Here is a 9,466-nt window from a genome sequence, read left to right on the forward strand (position 1 = left end):
CGCCACAGAATCACCGAGGCGAAGGACAACGGGATCACGTTGGCCACGACCGAGAAAGTGAGGGTGTCGGCGAAGTTTTCGAAGCCGCCGGAGAAGCTCAGTATCCGTTTGGTCAGTGAACCGGCGAAGTTGTCGTGGAAAAACGCGGTGTCTTTGGCGAGCAACTCGTCCATGCCGACGATGCCGAGCCATTCGATGCCTCGGCCGTTGACCCGGTTGAGGAAGTGCAACCCCGCTCGCCACAGCGCTTCGCCGGCCAGCATCAGGCCGGCGAAGCCGAGAACGTAGGGCAGGAGCGCGCCGAGGCCGCTGTCCCCGCCGTCGGCCAGGTGCCCCACCAGGGCGGCCACCACCAGCGGCGTCAGGTAGAACAGGCAGGTATTCCCGAGCGCCGGTAATGTCATCGCCGGAACCGAGATACGCCACTGACGGCGCAGCACATCGCAGTAATAGCGCAGGGCCAGCAGAACCGCTCGCTGCCGAGCCGACCCGCCGTCCCTGGAGCCACCTCGTACTCCTAGCACGGGCACCCACCCTCCACACCGCTGCCCTCCCATGCTGCCTCAGGCCGTCCAAGTAGAGCGAACGTATTTCGCGCAGGCTCGGAGTGATCGCCGGGTATCTCAGAAACAGCGGATGGACAAGATCATCCCGCCGAATTTCGAAAAAGCCTTTCCCTTTGCAGTCACCTCTGGTCGGCCTTCCGTGGTGTTCAACGCACTGTCATGCCGCTGGGCAGGCACCCAATGGCGATCTTGCTTTACCGTCCGGACGTCTCGGTGCGCGACGCCTTGGGGGTTCTCGGCCAGTCGGCGCTGCGGTACACATGGCCGAGATCGTCAGTACGGTGCGGTGTGATGACCGATCGCTTCGGCCGCACCAACGGGTCTGATGGTCGATCCGCTCCAGGTCTTCCTCGGCGCTGGCGTGATGGTTGACGTGTCACCTTCGGCGCCTGGTTTGTTGGACTTCGTTGGTACGACAGAGCGAACTGGCTTCAAGTGCACTGACATAATGCGTAGTTTTTCGCCCGGTTTTGTGTAACGGCTCTGGTGTTGCTGCTAGCGTCTTGAGGATTTTCTGGTGGGCGGGATCGCGGTGGCGGTGGGTGTGGCTGGATGGTCTGGGTTTTCCGTGTCGTTGGGAATGAGAGCCGGGAACTCGGTTGCAGTCAGGAAGGCCTGCTCCTGCTCGTTGATGGCCGCTCGATGAATTATCAAATGTACTTCATCAGGGTCATCTTCAGAGGTCGGAGGTAGGGCTCGAATTGTTTGGGCGAGTGTGGTTATCGTATGGCGTCCTCTGAGTTCCGCCGCCTCGTAAGACCTGGATAGCTGGCGCGCTGATGCTGGGACGCGTGGCATGTGGGTTGGGTATTCGCGCTGCTTGTGAAGGATGCCCAGGACTGCCGCGTCGGTTATTGCGGAACGGTGGTTAGAGGCGAGGGTGTTGCAGGCCTCGATGGTTTTGAGTGTGACGGTGGCGATGCGGGCTGCCTGGGTGAGGTCGGGGGCTAGTTCTTCGGGTGGTTTCATCCGGTAGGACGCGCGGGGGCTCGGTGTCCAGGCGGGGTCGGCGTGGATTAGGCGGCCGAGCCGGATGATGAGATCGCTTGCGTCGGTTGCTGGGCCGTTGGCGGTGTGACCGTGATGGTTTGTTTGTTCGTCCCAACGCCGGACGATTTCCTTCCACCTCTTGCCCGTCTGCTTGGTGGAAGTGACGGCTTCTTGGAGAGCTGATCGGTGCGCAGGCTCGTTCATTTCCTTCATGCGGTAGATGAGTTGTTGGATGGCTTTTACGTTGAGGTCGCAGGTGATGGCTGCTGCCCTGGCGAGGTAGCGCCAGGTGGTGACGGAGGCGGGGGAGATGGGGTTGCTGAGGCGGTGAATGCTCGCGTCGATTCCGGCGAGTGCTTGATCGTGGTTTTCGCCGATTACGGGTGGGATGCGGGCCGGGGTGTGGTGGAGCGGGATGGCGGTGATGGGCGGTGGCGGCTGGTTTTCGCTGTAGATGCGGGCGAGGACGGCGGCCTTGAGGAGAAGTGTGCAGGCCTGGTCTGCGGGTGGGGTGGTGCGGCTGGAGAGGTGGGCGATGGTGGCGGTGTGAGTGCTGAGTTGGCGCAGGAGGGCTCGGGCGGTGTCGGGGGCTGCGATCACGGCGGCGTTGGCTGAGGTCGCCTGGTCGGGGGCGGTGGGGAAGTGGGTGGACAGCAGGTCCAGGCCGCAGCCGAGGGCGATGGAGGCGGCGCGGAGTTTCTGGGCCAGGGCGGATCTTGGGGCTGGTGTGTCTGCGGGTGGGCCGAGGAGTTGTCCGGCTTGTTTGATGAGGGTGCCGGCGCGGTCGGCGGCGTCCCGCACGCCGGTGTTTTGTGGGTGCGGGACGCCGAAACCGGCGGCGATCTGGTCGTGGTAGCGGGCCAGGACGTGGGTGAGGCGGGCGAGTTCGGGTGGGGTGTTGCGGCTGCGGAGGTCGCGGGCGAGGCGTTTGCTGTGGAGTTGGTGTTGCAGGTCGGTGAGGTGTTCGGTGGCGATCGCGGTCATCTCCCCGAAGGTGACCACGGCGGCTACCGCAGGGCTTCTCGGAGTCGGTCGGCGTGCAGGGCTGCATGGAGGCAGGCCATCTTGTCGTCGGGGTCGCTGGCCAGTTCGGCGGCCCGGACGAGGCTCTGGGAGATCTTCCTGGCGAGTTCGAAGAGGGCGTCGGCGGTGGCGTTGACGGTGGTGTAGTCGGTGGGGGCGGTGGTGTGCAGGGACGGTGCTTGGCGGAGGGCCTGGTGGGCTTGGGTGGCTTCGCCTTCGGCCATGCCCCAGGCGATGAATCCGTCGGGTTCCTGGGCGGCGTAGGAGGTGATGACTCGCTCGGCCTGGGCCAGGTCGTTGAGGGTGCTGTTGAGGATTTCGGTGAACCAGCTGCGCCGGACGTCGTCGTGTTCGCGTTCGTGGGTCATGAGGCGGTCCTTTGGTGGGGCGGCTGGCGCGGCGGGGTTTGTGCGCTCGCTGGGCTGGGGCGGATTCGGGCGTGGGGGCGATGATGCGTGCTGTTGGTTCTGCATGGGGATCCTTGGTGGTCAGGCCGGCGGAGCTGAGTTCATGGCGGTGGACGGCGACGGGCTTCGGTTGCCGCTATCCGCTGGTGTGTAGGCGATGGCATTGCCGACGTTGCTGGAGGTGTCCGCAGAGGCGACCTTGGGTCGTTGTGGTCGGCTGGTCGAGCCGGATGTCGCGCGCGGCGGAGGGGTGAGTGCGTCGCGGAGCTGGGTCGTTGAGATGCCGCTCCACGAGTTCAGCGCGTCCAGGAGCCTATGGCGGTCGTGCTCGAGCATCTCGCGGGTTGGCTCGGCTGTGGACAAGAGCTGGGCCGTGATGCTGGTGTAGGTCTGTTCGGCCTGGTTGGCGTGCGTCACGAGGCCCAGGCTCGTTTCCGTTGGCGGGAACGGGGGCGCTGGAGCCAGGTGGGCGGCCGATTCGGCGTAGACGAAGGGGACTCCCGGCACCTCGACGAGATAGTCCGGCTGGGCGTCCGGGGTGAGGTTCGTCCAGCCGATGATGGTGCCGCAGCGGCCGGTTTGGCGGGTCAGGCGTACCTGGTCGCCGACTTCGTAGGCGGTCTGATCGGCGGTTTCCTCGGTGTTGATCGAGTGGCCGGTGCTGATTGCGCTGGAGAAGTTGATGCCGTGGTGGTTGGCGTAGTGCTCCAGGTCGCAGAGCAGCGCCGTCAGGAGCGCTTCGGCGTAGAGCGGGTCGTGTCGCAGCAGTGAGGGTTCGCCGGGGAAGACGGACTGTTCGTAGGTCTCCAGGGCGCGGGTGGCGCGGGTGATCCGATTGGCGTTGTCGAGTATCACGGGCGCCTACCTGAGTGCCGCGTGGACGTGGCCGGCGTGGTGGGCGGCGGTCAGGCAGGCCACTCGGTCGGCTGGGGCGGTGGTCTTGGACGCGGCGGTGAGGATCGCTTCGGCGACGACCAAGACGAATGCGGCGACGGCCTCGCCGGCCAGTTGGACGTCGGCGTCGGTCATGGAGCGTTCTGGCCAGGCGAGGGTGGGCGCTTCGGACAGGGCCCACCAGGCGTCGGTGGCCTCGGCGAGTGCTGTTTGATGGGCGCCCTTTGGTGCGGTCTGGGCGAGGACGGTCGTGGCGCGCTCGATGAGGTCGAGGCCGACGAAGGCGGATGTGAGCAGTGCGGGGACGGTGTCGGCGGCCTTGATCTGGCGCGTGGCGTAGTCGAAGAAGTGCTTCAGCGGGACCTCCGTGGTTTATACGCTCAGCCTTGATAGGCGACGTGAGCGTGATCGATCAACTAAAGATGATTACCCGAGTGTGATCGATTCCTGGGTGATGATCAACTGTGGTTGCCGTGTGTCGGGGTGAGTTTCTGCAGTTGAGAGGTGGTGAGCGCTCAGCGGCTGTGGCGAGGCCGCTGAGGCGTGGTGTCTGCCGGCCCACGTGAGGACGCGTTCTGCGGGTTGGAGAGGCCGTCAGCGAGTGGTGATGGGAAGGCCTGCGCGGCGAGTTGGCCGGGGGTGAGCGGCGCGTCCGGGGCTGTCGGCGGATGCTGTCCGTCGGTTGGGAGACGGGTTGCGACCTTGGCGAGGAGCAGGTCGGTGACGCTGCGCTTGTCCATGCCGTTCCAGGCCACCAGAGCGTTCAGCAGGGCCTGTTGATCGTTGAGGTCGTCCTTGTGGGGCCGGATGCCCTGGCTTTCTGCGTTGACGATGCGGGTCATGGTGTCGACCAGGTTCGCCTCTGCCCGTAGCGGGTCGTCGATGACGCCTTCGGATGTGGTGGCGGCGGGGAAGGGCGGGGCCGGCTCCAGGTCGGCCGCGATGGTCTTGTGGTTGCTGGTCTCGCCGAGGAAGCCGACGTAATACTCGGTGGGGCCGTGGTCGGGGACGAGGATCCCGGTAACGGTGCCTCGGGTCGGCTGGCCGAGGAGGATCGCTTCATCGGCGGCCAGGCCTTCCAGCTGGACGGCCGATCCGATGGGGAAGACGCTGGGATTGTCCTGCTCACTGAGGTAGTAGCCCTGGGCTTGGGCGAGGACGTCGTTGAATTCCAGGTCGCGGTGTCCGGCGTAGTGCATCAGGTCGATGAGCAGGTCGCCCAGGAGTTCACGGGCGTGCTCGTCGTTGGTTCGGTGGTTGAGGTGCTCGGTCTGCTCGAAGAGGGCTTGGAAGGAGTCCAGCGCTGCGGCTCCGTACTCGGCGAACTGTTCGGCGCCGGCTTCGGCCATCCGACCTCCCTATGGTTCGGGTGCGTGATGTCTGGGGGCGCGACCTTCAGGGGCGCGGCTTGCGTGGCCTCGGCGGGTCGTCCGGCTTGGGCCTGGTAGTGGGTGGCGGGTCTGCGGGGGCGGGGTGTGGGCGCCGGGGGAACTCGGTGGCGGCTTGCCGGGCCGCTGCAGCGCGTCCGGGGCGTCCCCTGGCCGGCTTCTGGGTGGCGTTGAGGATGTCGTCGTGGAGGTGACGCATGATCTCGTCGGGACGGCCACCAGACCAGGTGCCCAGCCTCATGGTGAGCTGCGCGAGGTCGGTGAGTGCCTGCTCGTCGGCGACGAGGCCGTTGTCGCCGTGATGCCGGGGACTCGCATGCTGCATTGGGCATCGCCGTCGGGTGAGGTGGCCAGGGCGGTGATGAATCCCCGCCACAGCGGGTACCGCGGCATGGCTCCCATGGCGGTGCGCTGCTGACGGAACTGGACTTCGGCGCCGAGCCGGAAGCTGTAGGTCGGGTCGTGGTCGTGGCCCCCGCGGTCGTGTCGTTGCTGGTGAAGCTCGGCGAGCGTGTCGTGGACGTCCAGGTCGTGACGGTCGGCGTAGCGGGCGAGTTGGGTGATGAGCGACTCGATCAGCGGCTGGGCCAGCAGGGTGTCGGCGCGATGGCTGGGACGGTCGTCGGGCAGGAGGTAGTGCTGGTAGGCGTCGAGTGCGACGGCGACGGCCTCATCATGGTCGGGCATTCAGTACCTCCGAGCGGTGGGTGTGCTGGTCACATCAGGCCGGGGACCTGGGCTCGGTCGCGGAGGATCGGGACGGCTCGACGACGTGACGGGCAGCTCGCCGGCCAGGCTGGCGGCGATGTCGTTGGGGAACGAGGCCTCAGCTCGCCGGGCGGCCGAAGACCAGTCGGCTTGTGCTGGCGGGTGTCGCCCGCCCGGTGACGGAGATGGTGCAGCACCTGCTCAGGCTTGGTTCCGGACCAGAGGGCCAGCGCGGTGGACAACTCGGCCAGGTCCGCCAGCACCTGTGTGTCCGGGGTGGTGTCGACGTGCTGGGTTGGCAGCCTGGTGATGAGGTCGATGATGGTGTCTTCGGCAGCTCGGGCGCTGAAGACGGTTCCTGACATCTGGGTCGTCATGGGGACCATCCGGGTGGCCGGCTCCAGCTCGGAGGTGACGGTGTGCTGAGGGTCGACGATTCCGGGGATGCGTAGCACGCATTCGGCGTCTTGACCGGGGCCGGAGGACCGCAGCTCGGTGATGAACCCCCGATGTTCTTCGGCGTCGCGGTCGCGGAACTGGACCTCGGTGTCGAGACGGAAGCTGTAGCGAGGGTTGGTCAGCGCTCCGCCGCGGTCGATGCGGGCCTGGACGAGGGCGTCCAGCAGGTCGACTACGTCCAGGTGGTGGCCTTCGCCGTAGTTGATGAGGTCGATGACGAGGGACTGCAGCAGCCCTTCAGCCTCGACGCGGTCGTGGCGGTGGCCGTTGGCCAGGTCGCCGAACAGGTGCTTTTCATAGGCGTCCAGGGCAAGCGCGGTGGCTTGCATGCGTTCGGTCATGTGGATCTCCAGTCAGCGGCTCGAACCGTAGGAGGCGAGGTCATGCATTGACCGGGACCGGGTCGTCCTGGTCGAAGCCGAGCCACCCGACAGGGGCGGGGACGATGCGGGCTTCGTGCGGAGGCAGGTGTTCGTCCTCGGTGCATTGGTAGAAGGGGCCGCGCGGTCCGAGGAGGACGGGGAGTTGGTGGTCGAGGTGGTCGCGGTACCACAGCGCCATGCCGGTGGCGCCTTGCAGGCGCATTGCTTCCCAGGCGAACCACAGGGCGGTGAGCCGGGAGATGGCTTCGCCGTGGCGCCACCATTGGGCGCACCAGCGGAACTCGCCGCCGAGTGTGCGCCGGTACATGGGGACGAAGTGCTGGGTCACCCAGGCGGTGACGTCCGGGTACAGCGATTCGGGGCGCTTGCTGTCGGTCGTGGACGTGTCGGGGTGGGGCATGAAGCCTCCAAAGCGGTGGATGCGTGCATGTGAAGGCGCCCTTCTTCTTTGTGGGACGTGAGCTGCGGAGTGGATGTGAGCTATGGCGTGGACGGGGTGTCCGGGTGGTTGTAGTGGCGGCGTGCGGCATCGGCGATCGCGGAATCGGCGGTCTTGATGGCCTGTTGGATGGGGGCGGCGTGGGGCCCGGTGTACCAGGGGCGGAGTCGGATGAGTGCGGGTTTGGTGCCGGTGGCGAGCAGGAGTGCGGTGCCGGTGGGCAGGGCGCGGATGTCGGCGGCTTCGAGGATTTCCTGGCGGCGCAGGGAGATCTGTTCGCTGGCGCGTCCGTCGTTGTAGGTGATGGAGCGGACGGGGACGTCGTGCTGGCCGATGAGGGTGGCCAGGTCGCGGACCAGGCGTGGTGAGTCGATGCCGGCGCCGATGAGTTTGCGGGTGGCGGCGCCCCAGAGTGCGGCCATGCCGGGTTCGCCCCAGACGGTGACGCCTTGTTCGTAGCTTTGCAGGATGGTGACGGGGATGATGCCGCGTGAGCCGAGGTGGGAGTACAGCTGGGGCAGGTCGGCGATGCGGCAGATGTTGGCGGCCTCGTCCAGCGCGACGATCAGGGGTGGGTCGAGGCGTCCGCCGGCTTGTTCGGCGCGGCGTTCGGCGGCGCGCATGGTGGTGTCGGTGAGCGCGGCGATCAGCGGTGCGGCGGCCGACAGCGATTTGGACAGCAGGTAGAGGGTGTCGGCCGAGGCGGCGAAAGCGTCGGGGTCGAAGACCGGCAGGTCACGGTCGGGGGTGACCCAGGCCAGGATTTCCTGGTCGCGGAGGGCTTTGGCGGCGGTGCGGGCGGTCTGGTAGATCCCGTCGCGGGTTTCGACGGCGCCGTTCTGCGTGCCCTTGAGCGACGAGGCCATGAGGTGGAAACCGGCCTCCTGGAGCAGCTCGATCGGGGTTGGGACGGCGGGCTCGTCCAGCCACCGGGCGACATGATGCAGGGAACGGCGGGAGGTCGCGGCAGCGAGGAACAATGCGCACAGTAGGTCTTGGGCGGCCGGTCCCCACAGGTCCTTCTTTTGGCCGTCGTCGACGGTGAGGACGAAGTGTCCGGCGAGGCGGTGGGCGTCCTCGACGGTGGCTAGTCCGGCGAGCGGGTTCCACCACCAGGCTTGGGGTTGGTAGGTGATGTGCTGCGGGTCGAACAGCCAGGTCTGTCCGCCGGTGCGGTCGGCGCGGATGGTGGCGATCGCCGACCACAGGTCGGCCTTGTTGCTGGTGGCGATGACGGGCCCGGGTGCGGACAGTACGTGCGGGATGGACTGGGTGGTCGTCTTACCCGAGCGGGGTGCCATGAACGCCACCACGGTGTCCTCGAACGAGGCGAACAGCGTCGGTCCGTTGCGGTCGCCGGGGAGCAGGGCGTCCCCAAGAACGAGGCCGATATCGTCCGGCTTCAGATCCTGGGGGGCGGACTTGGCGAGTGAGCGGCGCAGCGCGATCGCCTTCTCGGCTATCGCATCGGGTTGAAGCGCGGTCAGGCCGGGGTTGTCGGCGAGCGCGGCGACGGGATCCCCAGGCTGTGGAAAACGTTTCGCGACCCGCAACCACACCGCCCAGACCCCGTACACGAGCGCGCTGATCAAGAGCACGAGGATGAGCAGGATCAGCGGTGTCGGGGTTCCCGGCCAGGCCACATCGGTGTCTCCCTGGATGAGGGCGGCGGCGAAGTCGGTGCCGAAGGGCATGACCGTCCCGCCGGTGGCCGTAGCGCAGAGCTTCGCGACGGCCCACACCACCCACAGCCCGACGATGGGCGTCCAGCAGACGACGAGCACCAGCCACCCGGCCCCCGCATTGGAATGCCACAGCGACGCCTTGGGGCCCAGCGCCCGCGTCATCCGCCGTCCCTGATCGCCTGGGCGGTGTCCTCAGCCCGTAGCCGCGTATGTGGCAGGATCCCGCCATGAGCCAGGGGCCCCAGCGCGACGAGGGCAACGAAGAACCGATTCGCCGCTACGTCCACGCACTCTCGGACCCGGAGGAGCCTCGTTGGCGGGAACTTCTTCACGGCAACTTCGAGAGGCTGCCTGAGACCGAACGCAGGCCCTTCCTCCACACTCTGGCCAGAGACGCCCGACAGATCACCGACACCGACCTTGAGTTCATGCTGTATCCAGGGCAGCTCGCCGGCTGGCGTGAGCGGCTCACGGCTGCCTGGCTCATTGGGCTGAGCCGACGCACCCGATTCCGCGAATCCCTT

Annotated in this window: 10 protein-coding genes and 1 pseudogene; 1 reads left to right on the forward strand and 10 read right to left on the reverse strand. The window is 66.9% G+C overall.

What is annotated here, in order from left to right; genetic code table 11:
• The 10 genes and pseudogenes from AB0C35_RS45635 to AB0C35_RS45680 all read right to left on the reverse strand — a co-directional run.
• Nucleotides 1-440 (reverse strand): annotated as a pseudogene (locus AB0C35_RS45635) (ABC transporter ATP-binding protein); the annotation flags it as partial.
• Between the two features lie 621 nt (nt 441-1,061).
• A complete protein-coding gene (locus AB0C35_RS45640) occupies nt 1,062-2,540 on the reverse strand; it encodes a hypothetical protein (protein WP_358470840.1) in 1,479 nt (492 codons plus the stop codon).
• Nucleotides 2,541-2,563: 23 nt separating this feature from the next.
• On the reverse strand, nt 2,564-2,947 hold the full coding sequence (locus AB0C35_RS45645; protein ID WP_358470843.1) for a hypothetical protein: 384 nt from the start codon (nt 2,945-2,947) through the stop codon (nt 2,564-2,566).
• 120 nt (nt 2,948-3,067) lie between these two features.
• On the reverse strand, nt 3,068-3,841 hold the full coding sequence (locus AB0C35_RS45650) for a hypothetical protein (RefSeq protein WP_358470846.1): 774 nt from the start codon (nt 3,839-3,841) through the stop codon (nt 3,068-3,070).
• A gap of 6 nt (nt 3,842-3,847) precedes the next feature.
• Nucleotides 3,848-4,015: a hypothetical protein gene (locus AB0C35_RS45655; protein WP_358470849.1), complete on the reverse strand. Its 168-nt coding sequence runs from the start codon at nt 4,013-4,015 to the stop codon at nt 3,848-3,850.
• A 380-nt stretch (nt 4,016-4,395) separates the two neighbouring features.
• Nucleotides 4,396-5,229, reverse strand: a complete 834-nt coding sequence (locus AB0C35_RS45660) for a hypothetical protein (protein WP_358470852.1) — start codon at nt 5,227-5,229, stop codon at nt 4,396-4,398.
• 276 nt (nt 5,230-5,505) lie between these two features.
• Nucleotides 5,506-5,955, reverse strand: a complete 450-nt coding sequence (locus AB0C35_RS45665; RefSeq protein WP_358470855.1) for a hypothetical protein — start codon at nt 5,953-5,955, stop codon at nt 5,506-5,508.
• A 29-nt stretch (nt 5,956-5,984) separates the two neighbouring features.
• Entirely contained in the window at nt 5,985-6,776 is a 792-nt protein-coding gene (locus AB0C35_RS45670; protein ID WP_358470858.1) for a hypothetical protein, read from the reverse strand.
• Nucleotides 6,777-6,816: 40 nt separating this feature from the next.
• The gene (locus tag AB0C35_RS45675) at nt 6,817-7,218 is read right to left on the reverse strand and encodes a DUF4913 domain-containing protein (RefSeq protein WP_358470861.1); all 402 of its coding nucleotides are present in this window, start codon (nt 7,216-7,218) and stop codon (nt 6,817-6,819) included.
• An 80-nt stretch (nt 7,219-7,298) separates the two neighbouring features.
• Entirely contained in the window at nt 7,299-9,104 is a 1,806-nt protein-coding gene (locus AB0C35_RS45680) for a TraM recognition domain-containing protein (protein ID WP_358470863.1), read from the reverse strand.
• A gap of 65 nt (nt 9,105-9,169) precedes the next feature.
• On the opposite strand from AB0C35_RS45680, the gene AB0C35_RS45685 reads away from it, so the two are divergent.
• A partial coding sequence (locus tag AB0C35_RS45685) for a DUF6000 family protein (protein ID WP_358470866.1) occupies nt 9,170-9,466 on the forward strand: 297 nt, incomplete at its 3' end.

Source organism: Spirillospora sp. NPDC048819 (assembly GCF_040650055.1).
Lineage (GTDB): Bacteria > Actinomycetota > Actinomycetes > Streptosporangiales > Streptosporangiaceae > Spirillospora.

Coding starts and splice junctions, on each gene's coding strand:
- AB0C35_RS45675 (WP_358470861.1), bottom strand. CDS start 7,218: ATGCCCCACCCCGACACGTCCACGACCGACAGCAAGCGCCCCGAATCG.
- AB0C35_RS45665 (WP_358470855.1), bottom strand. CDS start 5,955: ATGCCCGACCATGATGAGGCCGTCGCCGTCGCACTCGACGCCTACCAG.
- AB0C35_RS45680 (WP_358470863.1), bottom strand. CDS start 9,104: ATGACGCGGGCGCTGGGCCCCAAGGCGTCGCTGTGGCATTCCAATGCG.
- AB0C35_RS45640 (WP_358470840.1), bottom strand. CDS start 2,540: ATGACCGCGATCGCCACCGAACACCTCACCGACCTGCAACACCAACTC.
- AB0C35_RS45655 (WP_358470849.1), bottom strand. CDS start 4,015: ATGACCGACGCCGACGTCCAACTGGCCGGCGAGGCCGTCGCCGCATTC.
- AB0C35_RS45670 (WP_358470858.1), bottom strand. CDS start 6,776: ATGACCGAACGCATGCAAGCCACCGCGCTTGCCCTGGACGCCTATGAA.
- AB0C35_RS45660 (WP_358470852.1), bottom strand. CDS start 5,229: ATGGCCGAAGCCGGCGCCGAACAGTTCGCCGAGTACGGAGCCGCAGCG.
- AB0C35_RS45645 (WP_358470843.1), bottom strand. CDS start 2,947: ATGACCCACGAACGCGAACACGACGACGTCCGGCGCAGCTGGTTCACC.